Annotated in this window: 17 protein-coding genes and 1 pseudogene; 8 read left to right on the forward strand and 10 right to left on the reverse strand. The window is 68.8% G+C overall.

The annotated features are described in order from the left end of the window. The 4 genes and pseudogenes from ACSAMQ_RS11340 to ACSAMQ_RS11355 form a co-directional block, all read right to left on the reverse strand. Positions 1 to 845: pseudogene (locus ACSAMQ_RS11340) on the reverse strand (ankyrin repeat domain-containing protein); the annotation flags it as partial. Continuing rightward, positions 838 to 1,095 (reverse strand): YcgL domain-containing protein, encoded by a 258-nt coding sequence (locus tag ACSAMQ_RS11345; protein WP_435395761.1) that lies wholly within the window; start codon positions 1,093 to 1,095, stop codon positions 838 to 840. The pseudogene ACSAMQ_RS11340 and the gene ACSAMQ_RS11345, both read right to left, overlap by 8 nt. 207 nt (positions 1,096 to 1,302) lie before the next feature. Further along, a complete protein-coding gene (cydB, locus tag ACSAMQ_RS11350; RefSeq protein WP_435395739.1) occupies positions 1,303 to 2,307 on the reverse strand; it encodes a cytochrome d ubiquinol oxidase subunit II in 1,005 nt (334 codons plus the stop codon). Between the two features lie 70 nt (positions 2,308 to 2,377). Beyond that, positions 2,378 to 3,778, reverse strand: a complete 1,401-nt coding sequence (locus ACSAMQ_RS11355) for a cytochrome ubiquinol oxidase subunit I (RefSeq protein ID WP_435395740.1) — start codon at positions 3,776 to 3,778, stop codon at positions 2,378 to 2,380. A 530-nt stretch (positions 3,779 to 4,308) separates the two neighbouring features. Here ACSAMQ_RS11355 and ACSAMQ_RS11360 point away from each other — a divergent pair. Beyond that, the gene (locus ACSAMQ_RS11360; RefSeq protein WP_435395741.1) at positions 4,309 to 6,699 is read left to right on the forward strand and encodes a prolyl oligopeptidase family serine peptidase; all 2,391 of its coding nucleotides are present in this window, start codon (positions 4,309 to 4,311) and stop codon (positions 6,697 to 6,699) included. A gap of 169 nt (positions 6,700 to 6,868) precedes the next feature. Continuing rightward, positions 6,869 to 7,780, forward strand: a complete 912-nt coding sequence (gene hemF, locus ACSAMQ_RS11365; RefSeq protein ID WP_435395742.1) for an oxygen-dependent coproporphyrinogen oxidase — start codon at positions 6,869 to 6,871, stop codon at positions 7,778 to 7,780. A gap of 82 nt (positions 7,781 to 7,862) precedes the next feature. Here the strand turns inward: hemF and ACSAMQ_RS11370 are convergent, their stop codons facing one another. Continuing rightward, a complete protein-coding gene (locus ACSAMQ_RS11370; RefSeq protein ID WP_435395743.1) occupies positions 7,863 to 8,345 on the reverse strand; it encodes a DUF421 domain-containing protein in 483 nt (160 codons plus the stop codon). Between the two features lie 267 nt (positions 8,346 to 8,612). On the opposite strand from ACSAMQ_RS11370, the gene ACSAMQ_RS11375 reads away from it, so the two are divergent. Then, complete coding sequence (locus ACSAMQ_RS11375) at positions 8,613 to 10,595, forward strand: TonB-dependent receptor domain-containing protein (protein WP_435395744.1); 1,983 nt, start codon at positions 8,613 to 8,615, stop codon at positions 10,593 to 10,595. A 430-nt stretch (positions 10,596 to 11,025) separates the two neighbouring features. Here the strand turns inward: ACSAMQ_RS11375 and polA are convergent, their stop codons facing one another. After that, positions 11,026 to 13,797, reverse strand: coding sequence for a DNA polymerase I (polA, locus tag ACSAMQ_RS11380; protein ID WP_435395745.1), 2,772 nt, complete (start codon positions 13,795 to 13,797; stop codon positions 11,026 to 11,028). A 109-nt stretch (positions 13,798 to 13,906) separates the two neighbouring features. Between polA and ACSAMQ_RS11385 the strand changes: the two genes are divergently transcribed. Then, positions 13,907 to 14,239: a DUF2782 domain-containing protein gene (locus tag ACSAMQ_RS11385; RefSeq protein WP_435395746.1), complete on the forward strand. Its 333-nt coding sequence runs from the start codon at positions 13,907 to 13,909 to the stop codon at positions 14,237 to 14,239. Between the two features lie 141 nt (positions 14,240 to 14,380). After that, complete coding sequence (locus ACSAMQ_RS11390; protein ID WP_435395747.1) at positions 14,381 to 14,806, forward strand: GNAT family N-acetyltransferase; 426 nt, start codon at positions 14,381 to 14,383, stop codon at positions 14,804 to 14,806. Positions 14,807 to 15,168: 362 nt separating this feature from the next. Here ACSAMQ_RS11390 and ACSAMQ_RS11395 read toward each other — a convergent pair whose 3' ends face one another. Next, positions 15,169 to 17,274 carry a S9 family peptidase gene (locus ACSAMQ_RS11395; protein WP_435395748.1) on the reverse strand — a complete coding sequence of 702 codons (2,106 nt, stop codon included), beginning with the start codon at positions 17,272 to 17,274 and terminating at the stop codon, positions 15,169 to 15,171. Positions 17,275 to 17,458: 184 nt separating this feature from the next. Here ACSAMQ_RS11395 and ACSAMQ_RS11400 point away from each other — a divergent pair, with 184 nt between their 5' ends. After that, complete coding sequence (locus ACSAMQ_RS11400) at positions 17,459 to 18,040, forward strand: hypothetical protein (RefSeq protein ID WP_435395749.1); 582 nt, start codon at positions 17,459 to 17,461, stop codon at positions 18,038 to 18,040. A 15-nt stretch (positions 18,041 to 18,055) separates the two neighbouring features. On the opposite strand, the gene ACSAMQ_RS11405 is transcribed toward ACSAMQ_RS11400, so the two are convergent. Next, entirely contained in the window at positions 18,056 to 19,321 is a 1,266-nt protein-coding gene (locus tag ACSAMQ_RS11405) for a phytase (protein ID WP_435395750.1), read from the reverse strand. Positions 19,322 to 19,496: 175 nt separating this feature from the next. Here ACSAMQ_RS11405 and ACSAMQ_RS11410 point away from each other — a divergent pair, with 175 nt between their 5' ends. Then, positions 19,497 to 21,842 (forward strand): TonB-dependent receptor plug domain-containing protein, encoded by a 2,346-nt coding sequence (locus tag ACSAMQ_RS11410; protein ID WP_435395751.1) that lies wholly within the window; start codon positions 19,497 to 19,499, stop codon positions 21,840 to 21,842. A 42-nt stretch (positions 21,843 to 21,884) separates the two neighbouring features. Here the strand turns inward: ACSAMQ_RS11410 and ACSAMQ_RS11415 are convergent, their stop codons facing one another. Both ACSAMQ_RS11415 and uvrD read right to left on the reverse strand, forming a co-directional pair. After that, positions 21,885 to 22,304: a hypothetical protein gene (locus ACSAMQ_RS11415; protein WP_435395752.1), complete on the reverse strand. Its 420-nt coding sequence runs from the start codon at positions 22,302 to 22,304 to the stop codon at positions 21,885 to 21,887. 305 nt (positions 22,305 to 22,609) lie between these two features. Then, the gene (uvrD, locus tag ACSAMQ_RS11420) at positions 22,610 to 24,790 is read right to left on the reverse strand and encodes a DNA helicase II (RefSeq protein WP_435395753.1); all 2,181 of its coding nucleotides are present in this window, start codon (positions 24,788 to 24,790) and stop codon (positions 22,610 to 22,612) included. 63 nt (positions 24,791 to 24,853) lie between these two features. On the opposite strand from uvrD, the gene ACSAMQ_RS11425 reads away from it, so the two are divergent. Beyond that, a complete protein-coding gene (locus ACSAMQ_RS11425) occupies positions 24,854 to 25,861 on the forward strand; it encodes a hypothetical protein (RefSeq protein WP_435395754.1) in 1,008 nt (335 codons plus the stop codon). The last annotated feature ends 23 nt before the right edge of the window (positions 25,862 to 25,884 follow it).

The raw sequence follows: 25,884 nt of genomic DNA on the forward strand, positions 1-25,884 counted from the left end.
AGGTCGGGCAGCACCGCGGCGAGCACCGGCAGGCTGCGGCGGTCGCGGTCCTCGGCGGCCGGCAGCGCGTTGACGTCGGCGCCGAGCTCGATCAGCTCCAGCGCGCGCTCGACCTTGCCGGCGCGCGCGGCGGCGTACAGGGCCGGCTCCAGCGCTTCATCGTCGCCGAGCTCGTCGACCTGGGTGACTGTGTCGAGTTCCGGGTCGAAATCGACGCCGGGCAGGTAGTCGGCCGGCGCGATCCGCTGCAGCAGCAGGTGCAGGGCCGGCGAGGCCAGGGCGAACAGCACCGCCAGGGTCCAGCGCAGGCCGCCGCTCAACAGGCCCGGCCAGGCCAGCACCAGGATCAGCCCGACCAGGCCGGCGACGATCGCCGCCACGCCGAGGCCGCGCCAGGCGCCGAGATCGAGATCGGGCAGCCGTGCCCATTGCGGCGCCAGCGCCGCGCCTTCGCGTTCGGCTTCCTGCCACAGCGGCCACACACGCCACAGCGCCAACAGCACCAGCCCGGCGACCACGCTCAGGCCGAGCGCCGCCAGCAGCGAACCGCTTTGCAGCAAGGCACTCAGCGGCCAGGCGACCAGCACCGCGGCAGCGGCGGTCGCGCCGCCCCACAGCGTCGCCAGCACCGGCAATTCGCTGCGCCACTGCGGCTCGGCGTCGCGCCGCTGCCACAGCCGCGCGGCGATCGCGAACGCCGGCTGGGCCAGGGCGCCGCCGATCAAGGCCGCCAACGCACCGCCGAGGCTGCCGCCGAAACCGGTCGCCAGCGCCAGCACCAGGCCGGCGGCGAGCGCGAGGGCCAAGTCGCGGGACGGGGCGCGCGGGGTCTGGGCCTCAGGCATCGGGTGTCCACGCCTGATCGAGGGCCGGCGGGAACTGGAGATGGAAACCGCGCAGGCGCAGATTTTCCCGGACCACCGCGGCATCGGCGCGGGCGAGTTTGCGTTCCGGGGTCAGCGCGGTCTCGAGCACGAACTGCAGGGTGCCGAGTTGGTCGCGCACAGCATCGGGCAAACGGGCGAAATCGTCGCGCTCGCTCAAAAATACATAGGTGTCTGCCTTGCGGAGACTTTTGTAAACGTAGGCTTGCATTGGGCGGGCGGTACGGCCGGGGGACGGGTTTTTCTGCGCCGCAGATGTGATGTACAGCATACCCGCCCCTCCGGGTAGCGCGAACCTGGGCGTTCAGCGCCAGGCGCAAGCCGAAGTGTTAGGACCGGCCCGCTTCGACGATCCAGTCGTGCGGACGGCGGCCCCGATGGGCGGCGTCCCGGTCCTACCTGCGAACGCCGGGCCGCCTCAATGATACCCGGCGTCGGCGGCGATCTTGCCGCGGAACACGCGGTACGACCAATACGTGTAGCCCAGGATCGCCGGCAGCAGCACCACCAGCCCGGCCAGCACGAAGCCCTGCGACGACGGCGGCGAGGCCGCGTCCCAGATCGACAGCCCCGGCACGATGTTCGGCCAGATCCCCAGCACCAGGCCGAGGAAGCCCAGCACGAAGAACAGCAAGGCGTAGACGAAGGGCTGGGCGTCGCGGCCCTCGCGCATCACCGCGCGCCACAGCGCGTAGGCGTTGCCGATCACCAGCAGCGGCACCGGGAACAGCCACAGGAAATTACCGCCCTCGAACCAGCGCGCCATGATCCGCGAGTCAAGGAACGGCAGCCAGGCGCTGACCAGGCCGATGAACGCCGCCACCACCAGCACCAGCGGCCGCGCCAGGGTGCGGGCGATCTGCTGCATGCGGCCGTCGGTCTTGAGGATCAGCCAGGTCGAACCGAGCAGCGCATAACCGAACACCACCGCCACGCCGGTCAGCATCGAGAACGGACTGAACCAGTCGAACATGCCGCCGACGTACTTGCCTTCCTGCATCGGCATGCCCTCGACGATCGCGCCGAGGATCAGGCCCTGGGCGAAGGCGCAGAAGATCGAGCCCAGCGCGAACGCCGCGCCCCAGGCCGGCTTGGCGCGCCGCGCCTTGAAGCGGAACTCGAAGGCGACGCCGCGGAACACCAGCGCGATCAGCATCAGCAACACCGGCAGGTACAGCGCCGACAGCACCAGCGCATAGGCCTTCGGAAACGCCGCCAGCAAACCCGCGCCGCCGAGCACCAACCAGGTTTCGTTGCCGTCCCAGATCGGCGCGGCGGTATTCATCATGTGATCGAGCTGGCCTTCGTCCTCGGCGAACGGCGCCAGGATGCCGAGGCCGAGCACGAAGCCGTCGAGCAACACGTACATCAGCACGCCGAAGCCGATCACGCCGAACCAGATCACGGGCAGCCAGTATTCCATCGTCCTACTCCATCGTGCTTTGCATGAGCGCGCGCGGCATCGGCCGTCGCGCGCCATTCGAGCCGTCGCGCTAGGCGCCGGCTTCGCTGGATTCGTCCGGCAGCGACAGCGGCCGCGCCGGAGTCTTCTCGCCCTGCTCGCTGCGCGGTGGCGGTTCGTGCGGATGCGGGCCCTTGCGGATCAGCTTGACCAGATAGCCGATGCCGGCGCCGAACACCACGAAGTAGACCACCGCGAACACGATCAGCGAGGTCATCACGCTGGCCGCGGCGATCGGGCTGACCGCGTCGGCGGTGCGCAGCAGGCCGTAGATCACGTAGGGCTGGCGGCCGATCTCGACCACGTACCAGCCCGACAGCAGGGCGACGAAACCGCTCAGGGTCAGCGTCCGCCAGCCCCACAGCGCCGCGCGCGATACGTACAGGCGCCCGCGCCACCACTGCCACAGCGAGAACAGCACCAGCGCCAACATCGCCAGGCCGAGCCCGACCATGACCCGGAAGGCGTAGAACACCGGCTTGACCGGCGGCCGCTCGCTGGCCGGCACCGACTTCAGCGGCTTGATCTCGCCGTCGAGGCTGTGGGTGAGGATCAGGCTGCCGAGCTTGGGCACCGCGATCTCGTAGTCGTTGCGTTCGGTTTCTTCGTTCGGCACCGCGAACAGGACCAGCGGCACGCCTTCGCCGGGCGCGCCCGACTCCCAGTGCGCTTCCATCGCCGCGACCTTGATCGGTTGGTGCTCGCGCACGTTCAGGCCATGCAGGTCGCCGACGAAGACCTGCGCCGGCACCGTGATCGCGGCGAAGATCACCGCCGCCCTGAGCATCCGCTTGCCGGCCTCGACGTGCACGCCGCGCAACAGATACGAGGCAGCGACGCCGCCGATCACGAAGCAGGTGGTGATGAAGGCCGCCAGCACCATGTGCGCCAGGCGGTACGGGAACGAGGGGTTGAACACGATCGCCCACCAGCTGTCGGGTTCGAACACGCCTTCGACGATCTTGTAGCCGGCCGGCGTCTGCATCCAGCTGTTGGCCGAGATGATCCAGAACGTCGAGATCAGCGTGCCCAGCGCGACCATGCAGGTGGCGAGGAAATGCATGCGTTCCTTGACCCGGTTCCAGCCGAACAGCATCACCCCGAGGAAGGTCGCCTCGAGGAAGAACGCGGTCAGCACCTCGTACGACAGCAGCGGGCCGAGAATGTTGCCGGCCTGTTCGCTGAGCACCGCCCAGTTGGTGCCGAACTGGAAACTCATGACGATGCCGGAGACCACGCCCATGCCGAACGACACGGCGAAGATCTTGGTCCAGAAGAAATACAGGTCGCGCCAGAGCGTGTCGCGGGTGCGCAGCCAGCGCCACTCGACGAAGGCCAGCCAGCTGGCCAGGCCGATGGTGAAGGCCGGAAACAGGATATGGAACGAGATCACGAAGCCGAACTGGATACGCGACAGCAACAAGGCATCCACGTGTATTGCCTCCACGGCGCCATACAGTGCGCCGGCCTGTTCATCTTGCGCCGCGGTACCGGCCCGGTAAACGCCGATCGCGGCGATTTCGTCGAATCACCTAAACCGCAAAGACGTGATCGCGACGTGTTCGCTCGACGCACACGCCGCGGTGCCGGCGCGCGCGACCGCGGCCGAAGCCTGCCGCCTCAAGGGCTGGATGAAATCGCGAACGGCTCGGCCGGGCCCGGGACTGGATCACGGAACCGCCCGAAACCGGCCGGCCTCGTGCGACAAAATGCGGCACGCCGCCGTCGCGGCGCGCGACGGCGGCGAGGAGCCCATCCACGCCGGAGCGGCGCGGCGCCTGAGCACGGTTTCGGCAAAGCCTGCGTGCAGGCTCGGACAAGCGGCCGGCGACGCTGCCGGCTTAGCGGGCCGCGGCCGGCGCCGGGGCAGGCAAAACGCGCGTCCAGGCATGACCAACGGCCGGCCCGGCGGGCGCTGTCGGGCTGTTACCCTGCGCGGACTTTTGTCCCAGAGCCCGCTCGATGCGCCTTTCCTTCGCCACGCTCGCCGCGCTGCCTTGCGCGCTGTTCGCCTCCGCCGCCTTCGCCCAGTCCGTCGCGCCGCTGACCCTGGCCGACACCATGGCCAACCCGGACTGGATCGGACCGCCGGTCGAACGCGCCTGGTGGAGTTGGGACGGCCAGCGCGTGCAGTACCAGCTCAAGCGCGACGATTCGATCATCCGCGACACGTGGCAGGTCGGCGTCGCCGGCGGCGCCGCGCAGCGTCTCGACGGCGCCGCGCGCAACGATCTCGACGGCGCCAACCCGGCCTACGACGCCCAGCGCACGCGCATGGCTTTCGTGCGCAACGGCGACATCTTCGTGCGCGACCTGCGCAGCGGCGCGCTGACCCAGGTCACCCGCAGCAACGACACCGAGGCGCGGCCGCAGTGGAGCCGCGACGGCAACCTGGTGTTCCGGGTCGACAACCAGTGGTACCAGTGGCGCGCCGGCCAGGGCCTGAGCCAGGCCGCCCAGGTCCGCGCCGAGAACGACCCGGCCCGACCGCCGAAGGCCGACGACCTGCGCGAACGCCAGCTCGCCATGCTGCAGAGCCTGCGCGAGGACCGCGCCCAGCGCGAAGCCGCGCGCGAACAGGACGAGGCCTGGCGCCGCAGCGACGGCAGCCGCGCGCCCAAGCCGACCTACCTCGGCGACGACGTCGAGATCGTCGACAGCGCGCTGTCGCCGGACGCGCGCTGGCTGCTGGTCGTCACCCAGGCCAAGAAGGGCGATGCCGGCACCCCCGGCAAGATGCCCAAGTACGTGACCGAGTCGGGCTACGAGGAATTCGAGGAAGTCCGCACCCGCGTCGGCCGCAACGAACCGCTGCCGCAGAAGCTGTGGCTGGTCGACGTGGCCAACGCCAAGGCCAGCGAACTCAAGTTCGGCGGGCTGCCCGGCATCGGCGAGGACCCGCTCGCCGCGCTGCGCAAGGCGGCCAGGAAGGACCCGCTGAAGGGCGAGCGCCCGGTCCGCATCGAGACCGACGGCGACGGCAGCGGCGTCTCGATCCGCTGGAGCGACGACGGCCGCCAGGCCGCGGTGCTGGTGCGCGCGATCGACAACAAGGACCGCTGGCTGGCCTCGGTCGATCTGGCCAAGGCCGCGCTGCAGCCCCGCCACCGCCTCACCGACCCAGCCTGGATCGGCTGGAACTTCAACGATTTCGGCTGGCTGCCCGGCGCCGGCCAGGGCGACAGCGAGCTGTGGCTGCTGTCGGAACAGAGCGGCTATTCGCATCTGTACGTCGCCAGCGGCGCGGGCGCGCCGCGCGCGATCACCTCCGGCCGCTGGGAGGCCTCCGAGCCGGAACTGAGCGCCGACGGCAAGACCTTCTTCTTCCTGTGCAACCGCAAGTGGCCCGGCGACTACGAAGTCTGCGCGGTCGACCGCAACGGCGGCGCGGTGCGCGAAGTGACCGCGCTCGACGGCGTCGAGAACTTCATGCTCTCGCCGGACGGCCGCAAGGTGCTGGTGCGCCATTCCGACAGCTACACCCCGCCGCAGCTCGCGGTGGTCGACGCCAGCGGCGAAAACACCGTCGCCCTGACCGACACCCGCAAGCCCGGCTTCCGCGCGCGCGAGTGGATCCAGCCCGAGTACGTGCAGGTCCCGTCCAGGCACGGCGCCGGCACCGTCTGGGGCAAGTTCTACGGGCCGAAGAATTATCAGCCGGGCAAGAAGTACCCGATCGTGATGTTCGTGCACGGCGCCGGCTATCTGCAGAACGTCAGCACGCGTTATCCCAACTACTTCCGCGAGCAGATGTTCCACAACCTGCTGGTGCAGGAAGGCTATGTCGTGCTCGATCTCGACTACCGCGCCTCCGAGGGCTACGGCCGCGACTGGCGCACTGCGATCTACCGGCAGATGGGCCACCCGGAACTCGAGGATTATCTGGACGGCCTGGAATGGCTGGTCGCCAACAAGCAGGGCGATCGCGGCCGCGCCGGCATCTACGGCGGTTCCTACGGCGGCTTCATGACCTTCATGGCCCTGTTCCGCGAACCCGGCACCTTCAAGGCCGGCGCCGCGCTGCGTCCGGTCGCCGACTGGTCGCAGTACAACCACGAATACACCTCGAACATCCTCAACACCCCCGAGCTCGACCCGGAGGCCTACAAGAAGTCCTCGCCGATCGAGTACGCCAGCGGCCTCCAGGATCACCTGCTGATCGCCCACGGCATGATCGACGACAACGTGTTCTTCAAGGACTCGGTGATGCTGAGCCAGCGCCTGATCGAGCTGCGCAAGGACAAGTGGGAGCTCGCGCCCTACCCGATGGAGCGCCACAGCTTCGTGCGCGCCGACTCGTGGTACGACGAGTATCGCCGCATCCACGAGTTGTTCAATCGCACCTTGAAGTGACGAAGCTAGGGACTAGAAACTAGGAGTAACTAGGAACTAGTACGGAGAACGAGGAACGAGTGGAGCCGGCGCCCGCGACTCGTTCCTCGTTGCTGGTTGCTCGTTCCCGGTTCCTAAACCATCTGACCCAGATCAAGCCCGTACCGGCCAACGCCGCTAGAATGCGCGCATGAACGATTTCGACCGCGTACGCGACTATCTCTCCGGCCTGCAGGACCGCCTGTGCGCCGCCATCGAACAGGCCGACGGTGGGGCGCGCTTCGCCGAGGACGTATGGCAGCGCGCCGAAGGCGGCGGCGGGCGCACGCGCATCCTGCGCGGCGGCAACGTCTTCGAGCAGGCCGGGATCGGCTTTTCCGACGTCTCCGGCACCACCCTGCCGCCGTCGGCGAGCGCGGCGCGGCCGGAACTCGCCGGCGCCTCCTGGCGCGCGGTCGGGGTATCGCTGGTGTTCCACCCGCACAACCCCTACCTGCCGACCACCCACGCCAACGTGCGCCATTTCCGCGCGATGCGCGACGGCGAGACCGTGGCCTGGTGGTTCGGCGGCGGCTTCGACCTGACCCCGTTCTACCCTTTCGACGAAGACGTGCTGCACTGGCACCGCACCGCGCGCGCGCTGTGCGAGCCGTTCGGCGGCGACGAACGCTACCGGGCGCACAAGCGCTGGTGCGACGAATATTTCTTTCTCAAGCACCGCAACGAGACCCGCGGCGTCGGCGGCCTGTTCTTCGACGATCTGCACGGCGACTTCGAACGCGACTTCGCCTATCAGCGCGCAGTCGGCGACGGCTTTCTCGAGGCCTACCTGCCCCTGGTCGAACGCCGCAAGGACATGGCCTACGGCGAACGCGAGCGTCAGTTCCAGCTGTACCGGCGCGGCCGCTACGTCGAGTTCAACCTGGTGTTCGACCGCGGCACCCTGTTCGGCCTGCAGTCGGGCGGCCGCACCGAGTCGATCCTGATGAGCCTGCCGCCGCTGGTGCGTTGGGAATACGGCTTCCAGCCCGAGCCCGACAGCGACGAAGCGCGGCTGGCCGGCTACCTGGCGCCGCGGGATTGGCTGGGAGTGGAGAAGTGAGCGCAGAGAGGTGAGGAGTGAGTAAAGTCGTCGCAGGCTTGCTTCTGCTCACTACTCGTTACTCACTACTCGTTCCTAGCTCTTAGTCCCCAGTTCGCCGCTTCAAGATAGTGATATGCCCATTGGTCTCCAGCATCGCCACCGCGATGTCGTCGATCTGGGCGCAATCGTTCTCGCGCATGGCCTTGTCGAAATCGGCGCGGCTGACCAGCTCGCGGCGCAGCACGTCGCGGAATACATGGCCCTCGCGCGCCAGCACCACCGGCACGCCTTCGAGCGCCCGCTCGATGCGGTCGTTGCGCGCGGCGACATAGCCCACGCCCCAGTTCAACAGCATCAGGGTCGCGGCCAGGATCAGGCCGCCGCCGACCGAGGTGTCGGTCCCGAGCAGGGCGTTCTGCACCGCGTTGCCGAGCAGCACGATCAACAGCATGTCGAACGAGGTGAACTGGCCCATCGTGCGCTTGCCCGACAGCCGGATCATCGCCAGCAGCACGAAGTAGACGATGCAGGCGCGCACCAGGTACTGCCACCACGGCATCGACAGGTCGAAGGCGTCGGACATGGCTCGGCTCCCGAAAGGCGAGCCCCGATTGTGGCTCGCCGCGGCGTGCATCGGGCGTCATCGCGCGAGGCGGGCTGCGCCAGCCGTCGCGGGCCGGCACTTGTTGATCATGATTCGCATTTGCATCCTTCGGACGCGAACCGCAAAATGCCCAGGCTTCGCCCGCCCGGGGTCCTCTAGCCAGCGCGAAGCCTTCCCTGCCCAGCGTCCGCCTGCGCCGTTCCGGCCGCAGGCGTCTGCGCGCCCATCCGAAGGAACGCCACCCCCATGTCCGCCCCGTCTTCGCGTCTGCTGTCCGGCCTGGCCCTGTTGGCCTGCGCCCCGCTCGCCCATTCCGCCGAGGCCGGCGACACGGCGCGCACCCTGGATTCGATCACCGTGGTCGCCGAGCGCGAGCCGGGCAATTTCGACCTCGACCGCGGCGAGATCGAGCTGACCCAGGCCTCCGATCTCAACGACCTGCTGTCCAACGAGTCCGGCGTCGCGGTCGGCGGCGGCTCGCCGGTCGCGCAGAAGATCTACGTGCGCGGCTTCGAGGACACCATGCTCAACGTCACCATCGACGGTGCGCAGGAGCCGGCCGAGCTGTATCACCACCAGACCCGGGTCCAGATCGAGCCGGAGTTCATCAAGTCGATCGAACTCGACGCCGGCGCGGGCGCGGCCACCGGCGGCGCCGGCGCGCTGACCGGCGCGCTGCGCGTGCGCACCCGCGACGCCTTCGACCTGCTGCGCCCGGACCAGGACGCGGGCTTCCTGGTCAAGGCCGCGGCTGGCCTCAACGGCGGCAACAGCTACAAGGGCGTGCTGGCCGGCTACGGCCGCCTGTCCGACCGGCTCGGCGTGCTCGCGACCTACGTCTACCAGGACGGCGGCGACTACGACGACGGCCACGGCGACCGGGTCAAGCCGACCGCCTACCGGCACGAGCGCGCCCAATTCAAGCTCAGCGGCCTGCTCGACGCGCACAGCTTCGATCTGTCGGCCGAGCAGTTGGACGACACCGGCACCTATTACGAACGGCCGCACATGACCAACTTCAACGGCCGCTACATCCTGTCCGATCACCGCATGCGCCGCGACACGGTCTCCTACGAACACCGCTACGACCCCGACAGCGAGGCCGTGAACCTGCGCCTCAACGCCTACCGCACCCGCAGCGACTACCACAACCGCCGCAACACCACCGGCCTGCTCTACAGCGCCGGCGAGCAGACCAGCACCGGCCTGGATCTGCGCAACACCGCGTCGTGGCAGTCGCTGGCGCTGACTTACGGACTGGACTACCGCAGCGACCGCCTGCACGCGCGACAGCAGGCCACGCCGCCGCCTTTCTGGGGCCGCACGGAGCAGACCGCGCGCGTGTTCGGCGCTTACGCCCAGGGCGAGTGGACCGTGTCGCCGCAATGGAAGCTGTCGGCGGGCCTGCGCTACGACGATTACCGTCACGAGGGCGTGTCCGGCGTCAGCGCCGGCGCCGCCAACGACGAGTCCAGGCTCAGCCCGAACCTGTCGATCGCCTGGACGCCGGTCGAGCCGCTGAGCTTCCGCCTGGCCTATTCGGAAGCCTTCCGCGGCGTGACCATCCGCGAAGCCTTCTTCAGCGCGCTGTACACCCACCGCGGCGATCTCGAAGGCGAACGCGCCGACAACCTCGAATTCGGCGTGTCGTGGGAGCGCAACGGCTATTTCGCCCGCGCCACCGCATTCCGCCAGAACATCGAGCACTACATCTCGGCGGTGTACTCGGGCCAGGCCGCCTGGGGCTATTGGGAGAATATCGGCGACGCCGAGGTCGAAGGCTACGAAGCCGAGATCGGCAAGCGCTGGCAGCGCTCCGGCCTGAGCGTCGGGGTGTGGCAGTCGGACAACAGCTTCGACGACCGCCCGCTCAACGACGCCGACCTCGGCCTGGGCACCAGCATCGGCCGCACCTGGACCGCGCGCTACGACTGGCAGCCCGAGTCGGGGCAGGCCCAGTACGCGGTGCGCGCGCGCCTGGTCGAGGACGAAGCCAACAGCATCGCCGCCGATGCGCCGGACAAGCCCGGCTATGCGGTGGTCGATCTGATGGCGAACTGGAACCTGCTCGGCGGCGATCGCCTGAAACTCGGCGCGGCGGTCAACAATCTGTTCGACCGGTTTTATTACGACCACGGCAGCTACGGTTATCAGGCCGGTTCGAAAAGCTATATCGGTTTCCCGTCGCCGGGCCGCGAGCTGTCCCTGTCGCTGACCTATCGATTCTAAAACCCGGCGGCCGCGCAGGCCCCCGTCGATAAACCCATCGCGCATCGCCGATAAACCCATCGGCGATAAACAGCGCAGGCCGCGGCGACACGCCTGCGCGCATGCTGGGCGCTGGTTACCGGGGTTTGGCGCGGGATTTGCGGCGAACTTGGCGCGGGCTAAGTGTGCTTAGTAAACTTTCTGCCGGGCAATAAAAAGCCCCGCAGGCAGGGGGGGCCGGCGGGGCTGGTGGAGCGTGACCTGGGGAGGGGTCGTTCGCTCCGGGGGATCACTCCAGGGGAGGGAGAGATCAGCGACAGACGTTGCATCTGTCGCGACCTATATGACCATCCCGCACATGGATAGTTCGTGAAGATCGTAGTTAATAAATTGTTGGATTCAGGACTGATTCATTAAACCAATTCCAGCAAAATCAATGATTTCCGCATAATCAATGCGCTTCGTCCCAATTAATGCCGACCCCGCTGTCGACGACCAGCGGTACCCGCAGACTGGCCGCCGCGGCCATCCGCCTTGAGGCCTCGCCCACCAGGGTATCGACGAACCCGTCCTCGACCTCGAATACCAGTTCGTCGTGGACCTGCAGGATCATCTTCGCGCGGCTCGCATGCGCGATCAGCCAGGCGTCGATGTCGATCATCGCGCGCTTGATGATGTCGGCCGCGGTGCCCTGCATCGGCGCGTTGATCGCGGCGCGTTCGGCGCCCGCGCGCAGGCCCTGGTTGCTGGCCTTGATGTTCTCCAGGTAGAGGCGCCGGCCGAACACCGTCTCGACGTAGCCGCGCTCGCGCGCGTCCTGGCGGGTGCGCTCCATGAAGTCGCGCACGCCGGGGTAGCGGCTGAAATACAGGGCGATGTAGTCCTGCGCTTCGCCGCGGCCGATGCCGAGCTGGCGCGCCAGACCGAAAGCGCTCATGCCGTACATCAGGCCGAAGTTGATCGCCTTGGCGGCGCGGCGTTCGTTGCCGCTGACCTCCTCGAGGGACTTCTTGCCGAACACTTCGGCCGCAGTCGCGCGGTGCACGTCGGCGCCGGACTCGAACGCACGCACCAGGCCGACGTCCTCGGACAGATGGGCCATGATCCGCAGTTCGATCTGCGAATAGTCGCAGGCGACCAGGCGTCGTCCTTCCGGGGCGACGAAAGCGCGGCGGATGCGGCGGCCGTCCTCGGTGCGGATCGGGATGTTCTGCAGGTTCGGGTCGCTCGACGCCAGTCGCCCGGTCGCGGCGCCGGCCTGGTGATAGCTGGTGTGCACGCGCCCGGTGTCGGGGTTGACCATCTCCGACAGTTTGTCGGTGTAGGTGCTGCGCAGTTTCGCCAGGCCGCGGTATTCGAGGATCACCCGCGGCAGTTCGTGCTGGTCGGCGATCGCTTCGAGCGCCTCCTCGTTGGTGCTCGGCTGGCCGGTCGGCGTCTTCACCAGCACCGGCAGCTTCAGTTCGTCGAACAACAAAGCCTGCAACTGTTTCGGCGAATCCAGGTTGAAGCTGCGCCCGGCCAGCTCGGTGGCCTTGATCTGCGCATCGAGCATGCGCTTGCCGAGGTCCTGCGACTGCCGGCGCAGTTCGTCGCCGTCGATCATCACCCCGTTGGCCTCGATCCGTTCGAGCACCGGCACCAACGGCATTTCGATCTCGCGGTACACGCGCTCGAGTTCCGGCTCGGCGGCGAGGCGCGCGCCGAGCACCCGGTGCAGGCGCAGGGTCACGTCGGCGTCCTCGGCGGCGTAACGGGTGGCATCGTCGATGGCGACCTGCGAGAACGCGATCGCCTTGGCGCCCTTGCCGGCGACGTCGGCGTACTTGATCGTGTCGTAGCCGAGGTAACGCTTGGCCAGCGAGTCCATGTCGTGGCGGCTGGCGGTGGCGTTGTAGACGAAGCTTTCGAGCATGGTGTCGTCGGCATAGCCGAGCAGGCCGATGCCGTGCCGGCGCAGCACGTGCAGGTCGTACTTGCCGTGCTGGCCGAGCTTGCGCCGGGCCGGGTCGGTCAGCACCGGGCGCAGCGCGTCGAGCACCGCGGCGCGGTCGAGCTGGGCCGGCGCGCCGGGGTAATCGTGGCCGAGCGGGATGTACACCGCGCGGCCGGTCTCGGTGGCGAAGCTCAGCCCGACCAGGTTGGCGCGCATCGGGTCGAGCGAATCGGTCTCGGTGTCGAAGGCGAACTCGTCGGCCGCCTGCAGCGCCGCCACCAGCGCATCGAGCTGCGGTTGGGTGGTCACCGCCTCGTACTCGCCCTGGACCGACAGCGCCGCATCCGGCGCCTCGGCGCTGGCCGAGGCGCGGGCATGGCCGGCCGCGGTCGCGCGCAGGCCGGCGCGCTCGGCGGCGATTTCGTTGGCGGTGGCGTTGGCGCCGCCCTCGAGCTCGCGCAGCGCCTGCTTGAAGCCGTAGCGCGCGTACAGGGTGCGCAGCGCTTCGGTGTCGCGTTCGCGCAGGGCCAGTTGCTCCGGGCCCTGGTCGAGCGCGACGTCGGTCTTGATCGTGGTCAGCTGGCGGTTGAGCGGCAGCCGGCCGAGCGCGGCGCGCAGGTTCTCGCCGATCTTGCCCTTGATCTGGCCGGCGTGGGCGATGACGTTTTCCAGGGTGCCGTACTCGCCGAGCCACTTGGCCGCGGTCTTGGGCCCGCACTTGTCGACGCCGGGGATGTTGTCGACGCTGTCGCCCATCAGCGACAGCAGGTCGACGATCTGGTTGGGCTGCACGCCGAACTTGGCGAACACCGCCTCGTCGGAATCCATGCGGCTGCCGCTCATGGTGTTGACCAGGGCCACGCCCGGCCGCACCAGCTGGGCGAAGTCCTTGTCGCCGGTCGAGATGGTCACCTCGATGCCCGCATCCGCGGCCTGCAGCGCCAGAGTGCCGATCACGTCGTCGGCCTCGACCCCGTCGATGCGCAGGATCGGCAGGCCGAGCGCCTCGACGATCTGGCACATCGGCACGACCTGCGCGCGCAGGTCGTCCGGCATCGGCGGGCGGTTGGCCTTGTACTGCGGGTCGAGGTCGTCGCGGAAGGTCTTGCCCGGCGCGTCGACGACGAAGGCCACGTAGTCGGGCCTCTCGTTCAAGGTGGAGCGCAGCATGTTGACCACGCCGAACAGGGCGCCGGTCGGTTCGCCGGCGTCGTTGCTCAGCGGCGGCAACGCGTGGAAGGCGCGGTAGAGATAGCTGGAGCCATCGATCAGGACGAGTCTTTTCATGCCGGCGATTCTACGCTGCCCCATCGCCGGGGCTGCGACCGCGGCCGCGGATGCAGCCGCTTAACGGGCGCGCGGCGTATGCTGTCGGCCTGAGACACGGAGATCCGCCATGCGCGCCCCTACCGCATCGCCGGCCCGCAAAGCCGCCGCACTGTTCGTCCCCGCCCTGATCGCCGTCCTCCTTGCCGCCTGCGCCAGCACCGGCGGCGCCGGCGACGACCCCACCGCCGCCCTGCAGGGCGCCGACGTGCGCACCCGCACCGTCGAGAACGGCGACGTGATCGAGGAGTACCGGATCGCCGGCCAGCTGCGCGCGGTCAAGGTCACCCCCGCCCGCGGCCCGACCTATTACCTGGTCGACAACGACGGCGACGGCCGCCTCGACACCAGCAAGGGCGAAGGCACGGTCTCGCCGGTGTATTACAAGCTCTTTAGTTGGTGATCGGCGAGAAGCGAGTGGAAAGGAGTGAGCTGGGCTCATCTCCGCTTGCGGCCCTGCCTGCAGCTCCGCTGAGGCGTGAGGAATGCGCGTAAGCCCAGGCTTGCGCTCACTCCTCACTTCTCATAACTCACTCCTGTCTTCATGAATATCCAGACCATCGTCGGAGACACCGAACTGCGCGCCGTCTGGCCGCTGGTGTCGCAACTGCGCCCGCACCTCGACGAGAACGCCTTCGCCGCCCAGATGCACCGCCAGATCGCCGAGGGCTGCCGGGCGACGGTCGCCTACGACGAACACGGCGTGCCGCGGGCGTTCGCCTGCTGGCGAGTGATGGAGATGCTCGCGGTCGGCCTGCACGTCTACGTCGACGACCTGATCACCGACCAGGCCGTGCGCAGCCGCGGCTACGGCAAGGCGATGCTGGACTGGCTCAAGGCCGAGGCCAAGCGCCTGGGCTGCGTGCGCCTGCAACTGGATTCCGGCACTCACCGCCAGGACGCGCACGCCTTCTACCTGCGCGAGCGCCTGCGCATCGAGGCGTTCCATTTCGGGGTGAAGCTGGATTGAACCAAAGCCGATCGAAACCCGGGCTGCATCGCCCCGGCTACACCCGGCGCTGTGGCTGTGGCTGTGCGCAGCCTGAAACTCGCGAGACCGAAAGACACCCGGAAGGACGGCGCGCAGGGATGCGCGCCGTGAGCCACCGGGACAGGGACGCCCCGTGTGGCGCAGGCCCGCGTATGCCTGCACTTGCGGGCATTTGATTTGAACAAAGCGTTTTTCTTTGGTGACTTTTCTTGTCGCATTGGACAAAGAAAGTCACCCGCGCGCTTCAGCGCGCGGAAGCCTTTGCCTTAGATTTTGCGGGTCATCGCTCGCCAGAGTGCGCGACCCGCCGCGGCAACGAACGACGAGCCGCGGCCCTCTACTCAGGAGTCCGCAGCCGGTGCCGCAGCCTTCGAATCGACTTTCGCAGGCGTCGCATCGGCGGCCGCCCTGTTGCGATAACGCTCGAACCATTCCAGCGTATTGAGCACCTGCGCCAGGGTTTCGCTGGGCCGCGTGCCGATGCCGTGCGAGGCGCCGGGAATGCGGATCATCGCGGTGTCGACGCGGCGCAGCTTCAGCGCGGTGTAGTACTGCTCGGTTTCCGAAATCGGCGTGCGATAGTCGTTCTCGCCGGTGATCAGCATGGTCGGAGTGACGACCTTGCCGACATGGGCCAGCGGCGACAGTTTCCAGTACAGCTCCTGCGCTTCCCACGGCCCGCTCGGGAACCAATGCTGGGTGACGTAGGACGGTCCGTCCGAGGTCAGGGCGAAGCTGGTCCAGTTGATCACCGGCTTGGCGACCACGGCGGCGCGGAAGCGCTCGGTGTGGCCGACGATCCAGGCGGTCAGCACGCCGCCGCCGGAACCGCCGGTCACGAACAGCTGCTGCGGGTCGACATACCCCTTGGCGATGGTCGCGTCGACCGCGCTCATCAGGTCGTCGTAGTCGTGGCTCGGATAGTTCTGATGGATGTGGTCGGCGAAGGCCTGGCCGTAGCTGGTGCTGCCGCGCGGATTGAGGTACAGCACGAGGTAACCGGCGGCGGCGTAGAGCTGGGTTTCCACGGCGAAGCGCGGGCCGTAGTTCTGGTAAGGGCCGCCGTGGATTTCCAGCAGCAACGGATAGCGCTTGCCCGGCTGGAACTGCGGCGGCTTGACGATCCAGCCCTGCACGGCGAGGCCGTCGGCCGAGGACTTCGTCCACAAGGTCTCGACCTCGCCGAGGCGTTTGCGCGCCAGCGAGTCGGCGTTGAGATCGGTCAGCACGCGCGGCTTGGCGCCGCGCGCGACCACCGCGACGTCGGCCATGCGCGCGGCGGTGCCGTGGGTGTAGGCGACGCGGCCGCTGGCGACCGAGAAGCTGCCGCCGGGATAGGGCCGTCCGACCGCGGTGCCGCCGACATCGTCGGTCACCGATTCGACTTTGCCGCCGCTCGCGGCGATCCAGCCCAGATGGCTGACGCCGTCGCGGTCGTAGCCGACATACAGGCCGCGGCCGTTGCGGTCCCACTGCGGGTTCTCGATCTCGTAGTCGAAGCCCTCGGTGAGCGCGCGGGAAACCCCGGTGTCTAGATCGAGCACGTACAGGTGGGCGATCTGGTAGCTGCGCTTGCGATCGTCGTAGCCGAGGTAGGCGAGCTTGCGTCCGTCCGGCGACAGCACCGGCGCGCGGTCCGGGCCGACCCGCTCGGTCAGCGCGACCGCGGCGCCGGTGGCGACGTCGACCCGGTAGATCTCGCTTTCGATCGGGTGGTACTCGTGGTCGTCGCGGCGATTGGCCTCGACGAACAGCGAGCGGCCGTCGCGGCTCCAGGCCAGGGTCGAGCCGTGCTGGAAATCGCCCTGGGTGACCTGGCGCGGGGTGCCGCCGTCGGCCGGCATCACGAACACGTGCTCGTAGCCGGGCTTGAGGTAGCCGGCGCCGTCGGCGCGGTAGTTCATCCGCTCGATCAGCTTGACCTCGTCGGCCCACTCCGCGCCTTTCGGCTTGGCCGGCAACTTCGCCAGCGGCGTGGTGTCGGCGGCGACGTGCATGGTGAAGGCGAGCCAGCGTCCGTCCGGCGACCAGGTCAGCCCGCTCGGCGCCTCGGTCAGGCGGCTGACCGGCGATTGCTGGCCGCTGTCCATCCAGCGCACCCAGACCTGGGTCGAACCGTCGCGATCGGACACCCAGGCGATGCGATCGCCCGACGGCGACCATGCCGCGGCGCCGTCGCTGGCCGCGCCGCTGGTCAGCGGCCGCTGCTGGCCGCTGTCGGCATCGACCAGCCACAGGTTGCTCCGGCGGCGGTCCTTCATCCGGTCGAAGAACTTGCGCTGGTAGACGATGCGGCGGCCGTCCGGCGACAGCGCCGGTCGGTCGGCCCATTCCAGATCGAACAGGTCGGCCGGCTGCAGATTGCGCGGGTCGCCGTGCAGGTCGGCGGCGGCGGCCGGCAGCGCGCTGACGGCCAGCGCTGCGGCAAGGACGAAACGCAAGGACATCGGCAGGCCTCATTCGACGGTCGGGAACCCGCAGGCTAGGCCGGCATCGCGGCTGCGGCCCAGTGTCGTTGGTCGTGCCCGCCGGGGCCTGCGTCCCAGGACCAACGGCAGGCGAGGAATCGGCGGCGAGCTGCTAGGGTGAGGGCCGTGTCCACAGGGGTGGCGGCACTCAGGGAAGATGTCGATGGCTCGCGAATCCGCACAGCATTCGTGTTTCTTCCGCGGGCGGCGGTTCCGCGGGCATTGGTACCAGTGGTGGCTGGCCGGCGTCTGCGCCGTCGCTTTGAGCGCCTGCGGCGAACCCGCCGCCGACGTTTCTCGGCCGCTCAGCTACGACCGCCTCGGCGTGCGCATGAGCATCCCCGGCAACTGGAGCATGGCCGAGGACAGACGCATCGACGCCGTCCACTACATGGCCGTGGAGAGTCCCGGCTCGGCGATCTTCGTCGCCATCGTGCAGGCCGACACCGCCGCCGAACTCGAGGATTTCGCCCGCGGCTTTTCCGCCGACACCGACAAGGCGATGCCGTCGATGATCAGCGGCAGCAGCCGTTTCGACCGCTCGTCCTTCGCCGAAGGCACGATCCGCGAGCGCTACGTGCTGAGCCTGGGCGGCGTGAAGGTGCCGCACCGGCGCGAGTACCGCAAGATCACCGGCGCGCATCGCACCGCGTTCCTGATCACCCAGAGCGCCGAGGAAGACCTGCCGCAGACCCAGCCCGGTTTCGACCTGCTGCTGAAATCGTTCAGGCTCGCCGACCGCTGAGCGCGGAAGGCGAGCTCAACCCGCGGGACGCGCCTCGCAGCTGCTGCGCAGGTTCAACGCGCGCGCGATATCCCGCCAGTCGAAGGCGCCGACCGCCTGGTCGTCGTGCACCGCATAGAACACGCCGTCGGGGAAACGGGTCGAGCCGGCCTGCTGCAGCCACACGCCGTCGGTGTTGCCGACGGTACCGCCGGCGAACGCGCCCAGATGGCGCAGGCTGGCGCGGTCGAACACGTGAAACAGGCTGCGATCCTTGTATTGGTCGGTCGCGATCCAGTAACCGCTGCCGTCGCCGCACTGCCATAACGCGATGCCTTCGGCCTGCGCCTTGAACAGCCCCAGGCCGATGGTCCGGCCGCGGTAGCGCCCGTCCAGGGTGTAGTCGCGCACCGCGGTGCCGGTGGCCAGGTCTTCCTCGGCGATCAACAGGCGATCGTGCGCGGGGTCGCCCCAGATCGATTCGGGCACGCGGATCGCGCCGGCCGCGCCGGTGTCGCCGAACGCGCCGACGTAGCGCACGCCCGGGTTGGCGCCGCCCAGTTCCAGGCGATAGCGCTGCATGCGCCGGTCCAGTTGCTGCAGCGGCGGCGGAATCTCGTCGCCGCGGGCGTCCTTGCCGGCCATGTAGGCGTCGGTGACGATCACTTCCAGGGCGTCCGCGCTCACGGCGCGCACCCACAGACCGTAGGGCTGCCGCAGCCGGTCGGCACCGAAGGCGGTCAAGGCGCGCAGCTGCGGCGTGCGCGTGTCGGCGATGCCCGGCAGATTCAGCGGCGCCGCCGGCAGCGACAGCGACAGCACCTGCACCCGGCGATTGTCGCGTTCGACCACGAAGGCCAGGTCGCCGAACACGGCGATGCCGTTGGGCCGGCGGAATTCGCCGAGGCCGCCGCCCTCGCGACCGTACCGGCCGACCGCATCGCCGCGGTCGCCGTCGTAGATCACCAGCGCATCGCCCTGCTTGGCGGTCGCCAGCAGCCACAAACGTCCGTTCGGTGCGCGCCAGACCGCTGGCGAATCGATGTTGTCCTGCGGCGTGGCCGGGGTCAGGAAGGCCTCGTCGATCTGCCGATGGTCGATGGCGGCGCGCGCGAGCAACGGATCGATTTCGTCCACGCCGCGTTCGTCGGGCTCGCGCTGCGCGGTCTGAGCCGGTGCGGCCCGGCCAGAGCCGGCCTGAGCAGAGCCGGCCTGAGCGGGCTCGGCGTTCGCGCGCGGCGCGTCCGAGGTCGCGCAACCGGCCAGGACCAGGGCGACGGACAGGATCAGTGTTGAGCGCATCGGCATGCTTGAGTTCGCGGCAATTCCCCGAACGCTGTTATAGAAGCGTCACATGCAGGTTTCATGACAGCGCCACCGTACGCATGCCGCGGCAAAAGCAGAAATCGCGCACACAGTCATCGTCCTGCCATCGCGTGGACTTACAACGCTCGCCATCCCTTCACCGGCGAACTTCATGCGCAGCCCGCGACGTTTCAAGCTCAGCCCACACGCACTCAGCGCCGCCGTGCTGATCTCGCTCGCCGCGCCCGCCCTCGCCGCCGAGACGCCCGCCACCACCGCCACGGCGACCGAACTCGACCGGGTCACGGTGACCGGGGAGATCGCCTACCGTGATCGCAGCGAGGCCACCGCGCCGACCCTGAGCTATGGACTGGATTATTTCCAGCGCTTCGAACCCCTGACCGTCGGCGACATGCTCAAGCGCGTACCGAGCGTGGGTTTCGTCTCCGACGTGCTCGAGTACGACGGCGCACGCCTGCGCGGCCTCGACCCGGGCTACACCCAGATCCTGATCAACGGCAAGAAGGTGCCCGGCGCCGGCGGCGACCGCTCGTTCTACGTCGACCGCATTCCGGCCGAACTCGTCGAACGCATCGAGATCATCCGCAGCCCCAGCGCCAACCGGTCGGGCGACGCCGTCGCCGGCGCGCTCAACATCGTGTTGCGCGATGCCTACGAATTCGACGGCGGCTATCTGCGCGCCGGCGCGCTGTACTTCGACGACGACAAGATCAAGCCGGTGCTGGGCGCGGTCGGCAGCGGCGAATTCGGCGGCGGCCGCCTGCTCGGCGGCCTCAACGTGCAGGGCCGGCACAACCCCAAGCGCAAGCGCAGCGAGCGTTACGACGCGCCCGACGGCGAGTTCGCCGACCGCGAGGACCAGAGCGACGTGCGCGACGGCACCGACTATTCCGGCAACCTGTCCTACTCCCGCGAGATCGGCAGCGGCCGGCTCAGTGTCGACGGGTTCTACGTGCGCACCGAGCGCACCGAAACCGAGCATTCGCGCGAGTACAACGACCCGGCCAGTCTGGCGCGCGCTGATCTGCTGTCGATCAACGACCAGAAAGTCGACATCGAGCAGGACAACGCCAGCCTCAACGCACGCTATGCCTTCGACCAGGCCGGCGGCCGCAGCGAGATCGACCTGGGCTATGCCCGCTTCGAAGACCGCCGCCGCGACACCGAGCAGGAAATCGGCTACGACGACGAAGACAGTCCGCCCTCGTTCGACGGCTTCGAGGGCACGCGGCTGCTCGGCGACACCCGCGACAGCGAGTTCAGCCTCAAGCTGGCCCACCGCCGCGCATTCGGCGCGGCCAAGGTGGAGTTCGGCGTCGACGGCCTGGACAAGCGCCGCACGGCCTCGCTGCGCACCAGCGAAGTGGAGGCCGAGGACGAAGGCGAGCCCTTGCCGGCCTATGCCGAGTTCGAACGCCAGGCCAGCCGGATCGAGGAACGCCGCCTCGACCCCTACCTGATGTTCTCCGGCCAGCGCGGCCGCATCGATTGGGAAACCGGCCTGCGCTACGAGACCACCCGCTCGAAGATCCGCAGCCTGGCCGGGAACGACGAAGATGCGGTGCGTATCGACGAGGACTACGGCCTGTTGCTGCCCTCGGCGCATCTGCGCTTCAAGCTCGGCGACAACGACCGGCTCAGCGCCTCGATCGCGCGCACCGTGCGCCGGCCGGATTTCAACCAGTTGCTGCCGCTGACCCTGGAGGAGGAATACGGCGACAACGATTTCCTCGGCAATCCGGCGCTGCACCCGGAAACCGCCTGGGGGCTGGACCTGGGCTACGAACGCCGGCTCGGCCGGCGCGGCGTGGTCGGCCTCAACCTGTTCTATCGCAAAGTGCGCGACTTGATCGAGGTGGTCGGCACCGGCCGGCCCAGCGCGACCGCGCTGGACGATCACGAGGACGCGATCGAGGAATTTCTCGACGAGCACCCCGGCGCGGGCCCGGCCACGCCCGGCTATCCGGTGCTGGATCCGGACAGCTTCGTATACACCGCGGCCAACGTCGGCGACGGCCGCGTCTACGGCGCCGAGTTCGACCTGTCCACGCCGTTGACCGCGCTGGGCCTGGCCGACACCGGTGTGTTCCTCAACTACTCCTGGCTGGACAGCGAGGTCGACGACGACTTCGGCCAGCGCCGCTTCAACAACCAGCCGCGCTCGGTGCTCAACGTCGGCTTCATCCAGGACCTGCCGAGCCTGGGCATGTCGTTCGGCGCGAGTTACCGCCGCCAGGGGGATGCCGCCTCGCGGGTACTCGGCGAGGAAGTGTCGACGCGCTACGGCGCCGACCTGGAAGCTTTCGTCGAGAAGCGCTTCGGCTCGCAGGTGGCGGTGCGGCTGACCGGATCGAACCTGCTCGATGCCTCCAAGGACGAGGCTTTCCACAAGTTCGATACGCTCGGCGATCAGCAGGACCGCGACTACGACGAGTACGAGCGCGAGAGCGAGAAGGCGGGCCCGGTCTACCAGTTGGTGGTTCGCTACGCGTTCTGAGCGAGGCGTAGTCGCGGCCCTGGGTCGGGGCTGCGGTCGCGCTCAACGGTCGTACGCGCGCTTGGCCAGCGCGCGCACGCCCTCGACGAGGCTGCGCACGACGAACCATATCGTCGCCGGGATCAGGCACTGCAGGCCGACCCAGCCGTAGTTGAACAGCAGATTCATCCACAGCCCGGCATCGGCGTGATCGATCGAGTACGCGATCAACACCGGCAACGGCGCCAGCGCCACGCATTTCGCCAGCGCCGCCGCGACCGAGCGCAGACGTTCCGGCAACAAAGCGGCCGGGGCGAGGCAGCACAGGCCGATGAAATCCGACACCCCGAGCCAATGCGGCAGGAACCCGGCCCAGCCGGGGCGGATCGACACCTTGGAGAACAGGTAGATGTCGCCGAACGCGAGCACCGCGATCGACAGCGCCGACAGGCTCAGCAGAAATCCGCTGGTGTTTCGTTTCATGATGCATTCCTTTGCTTGAGCGGCGGCCCGGTCCGGCGGCCGCTTTGAGCTGTCGTCCCCGCGAAGGCGGGGATCGGGAGAGTTCAGAGTAATGCTTCGGTAAGGCCCTGGATCCCCGCCTTCGCGGGGATGACGATTGGGAGGAGCACGCAACCGACCTGGGCGCTTCGGGGCCGCTGAGTCCACTTTACGCCGGCGATACCTACCTGCTGGAAAGCAGAAGAGTGCGGGACTCCCGGCCGTGAATCGCATCGCCAAGCAAGCCCGGAACCGCCCCGCATCTTCGTCGACGCGTCGAACGTTGACTAGAGTGGCTGCAGGTTCGCGTAGGCCAGCACCAGCCACTTGCTGCCGGCGTCGTCGAAGTTGACCTGCACCCGCGCATGGGCGCCGGTGCCTTCGTAATCGGTCACCGTGCCGGTGCCGAAGCTGGCATGGCGCACCTGCGAGCCGAGCTTGACCGGCGGCGCTTCGATCGCGGCATGGCCGTAATCGACGCGGCGCGAGCCGGCGCCGTGGACCGGGCGCGATACCTGCACCTTCGGCCGCACTTCGTTGAGCAGGGCCGGCGGGATCTCGCGCAGGAAACGCGAGGGCACGCCGTACATGTCCATGCCGTGGATGCGGCGAGTCTCGGCGTAGCTCAGCACCAGCTTTTCGCGCGCGCGGGTGATGCCGACATAGGCCAGGCGGCGCTCTTCTTCCAGCCGCCCGGACTCCTCGGTCGAACGCCCGCTCGGGAACAGGCCTTCTTCCAGACCGCCGAGGAACACCAGCGGGAACTCCAGGCCCTTGGCGCTGTGCAGGGTCATCAGCTGCACCCCGTCCTCGCCGGCCTGGGCCTGGCCTTCGCCGGCCTCGAGCGCGGCGTAACTGAGGAAGGCGATCAGCTCCGGCATCGCCGCGGCCTCGTCCTCGTCGGTGCGGGTGAAGCGCGAGGCCACCGAGACCAGTTCGTCGAGGTTGTCGGTACGCGAATCGAGCTGGCCGCGCGACTCGTTGGCGTAATGCTCGCGCAGGCCCGAGCGCTGCAGGATGTGGTCGATCTTCTCCGGCAGCGGCATCTCGGCCACGTCGTTTTCGAGCGTGTCGATCAGCATGGCGAACCCGGCCAGGGCGTTGCGCGCGCGCGCGGCGAGCCCGTTCTCCTGGGAAATGCGCCGCGCCGCGTCCCACAGCGAGACCGCGTCGGCGCGGGCGCGCTTGCGCACCTCGTCGAGGGTGCGCTCGCCGATGCCGCGGGTCGGGGTGTTGACCGCGCGCTCGAACGCCGCGTCGTCGGCGCGGTTGGCGATCATGCGCAGGTACGCCAGGGTGTCCTTGATTTCGGCGCGCTCGAAGAAGCGCTGGCCGCCGTAGACGCGGTACGGCACCTGCTCCGACAGCAGGGCTTCTTCGTAGGCGCGCGATTGCGCGTTGCTGCGGTAGAGCACGGCGACGTCGCCGTAGCTGCCGCCGTCGCGCACCCACTGGCGCAGGCGCTCGACCACGAAGCGCGCCTCGTCCATCTCGTTGTAGGCCGCGTACAGGTCGATCGCCTCGCCGTGGCCGGTGTCGGTCCACAGTTTCTTGCCGAGCCGGTCCGGGTTGTGGGCGATGACCGCGTTGGCGGCATCGAGGATGTTGGCGCTGGAGCGGTAGTTCTGCTCCAGGCGGATGGTGCTGGCGCCGGGGAAGTCGCGCAGGAAGCGCTGCACGTTTTCGACCTTGGCGCCGCGCCAGCCGTAGATGGCCTGGTCGTCGTCGCCGACCACGAACACTCGGCCGGAGTCGCCGGCGAGCACCCGCACGAAGGCGTACTGGATCGCGTTGGTGTCCTGGAACTCGTCGACCAGGATCTCGCGGAAGCGGTTGCGGTAGTGCGCGAGCAGCGCCGCGTTGTCGCGCAGCAACTCGTGCGCGCGCAGCAGCAGTTCGGCGAAATCGACCAGGCCGGCGCGTTCGCAGCGTTCCTGGTAGGCCTCGTAGCACCTCAGCATCACGCCGGCCCATTCGTCGCCGGCCGGCTGGATGTTGCGCGGCCGCCGGCCTTCGTCCTTCTGGGCGTTGATCCACCACACGATCTGGCGCGGCGGGAAGCGGGTCTCGTCGAGCTCCAGCGCCTGCACCACGCGCTTGACCAGGCGCAGTTGGTCGTCGCTGTCGAGCACCTGGAAGCCTTCCGGCAATTTGGCTTCCTGCCAGTGCAGGCGCAGCAGGCGGTGGGCCAGGCCGTGGAAGGTGCCGATCCACATGCCGCGCGCGCCGTGGCGCAGTTGCGCGTCGACGCGGCCGCGCATTTCGCCGGCGGCCTTGTTGGTGAAAGTCACCGCGAGGATGCCGTGGGTCGGCACGCCGAAGACTTCGTTGATCCAGGCGATGCGGTGGGTCAACACGCGGGTCTTGCCGCTGCCGGCGCCGGCGAGCACGAGGTAATGACCGGGAGGTGCCGAAACGGCTTCGCGCTGGGCGGGATTGAGTGCGTCGAGCAAATGCGATACGTCCATGCCGCTATTGTAGCTGCGATGGAAACGGGAACCTTCGCAGCGCATCGCGTTCCAACGCAGACCATGGCCGCCCGCCTGCCGTCGTTGCCCCGCCTGTTCGCCTGCGTCCTGCTCGGCGGCGCTGTGCTCGCCTGCAGCGCGGACGCGGCGGCCCGGGCCCAAGACCATGAACGGGTGATCCGGGTCGGCGATGCGCGTCTGCGGGTGATCGTCGAGGGCGTGACCGACCGCGCGCGCGTCGATGAGCTGCAGCGCTGGCTCGCCGAATGCACCGACGCCGCCCTCACCGCCTACGGCCGGCTGCCGCTGCGCGAGGCGAAAGTGCTGATCCGGCAAAGCCGCGACGGCGCCGGCCGACAGGGCGGCCGGCGCGGCGATCCCAGCCCGGTGCCCTGGGGCCAGACCCGGCGCGACGACGGCGTCTCGGTGCTGCTGTACGTGCGCCCGGACGCCGGCATCGACGAACTGCGCGACGACTGGACCGCCGTGCACGAGCTCTCGCACCTGTTCCATCCCTATCTCGGCCGGGACGGCCGCTGGCTCGCCGAGGGCCTGGCGAGCTATTACCAGAACGTGTTGCGCGCCCGCGCCGGCCAGCTCGACGGCGAGGAGGCCTGGCGCCGGCTCGATGCCGGCTTCGCGCGCGGCCGCACCGCCGGCGCCGGCGCGCCGCTGGGCGAGATCGGCTGGAACCGCGCCAGCACCATGCGCATCTACTGGGGCGGCGCGCTGTTCTGGCTCGAGGCGGACCTGGCGTTGCGACGCGAACGCCGCCTCGACCTCGACACGGTGCTGTCGCGTTATGCGCGTTGCTGCCTGGACGGCGAGCGCGAAGTCGCCCCGGCCGAGTTCGTCGCCGAACTCGACCGGCTCGGCGGCGGCAAGGTGTTCGCCGAGCTGTTCGGCCGTCATGCGGCGATGCGCGAATTCCCGTCGACGCAGGCGGCGTATCGCGCCCTCGGCCTCGGCAGCCAGGACGGCCGCCTGGTTTTTTCCGATCGCGCCGACGCGGTGCGGCTGCGGCGCGCGATCATGCGACCGCGGCCGGCCGCCGCGCCCAGCGCGCGCTGAGCCGACGGCCGCGTCGTCGCCCG

Source organism: Lysobacter sp. 1R34A (assembly GCF_051217035.1).
In the GTDB taxonomy this organism is placed as follows: domain Bacteria; phylum Pseudomonadota; class Gammaproteobacteria; order Xanthomonadales; family Xanthomonadaceae; genus Lysobacter.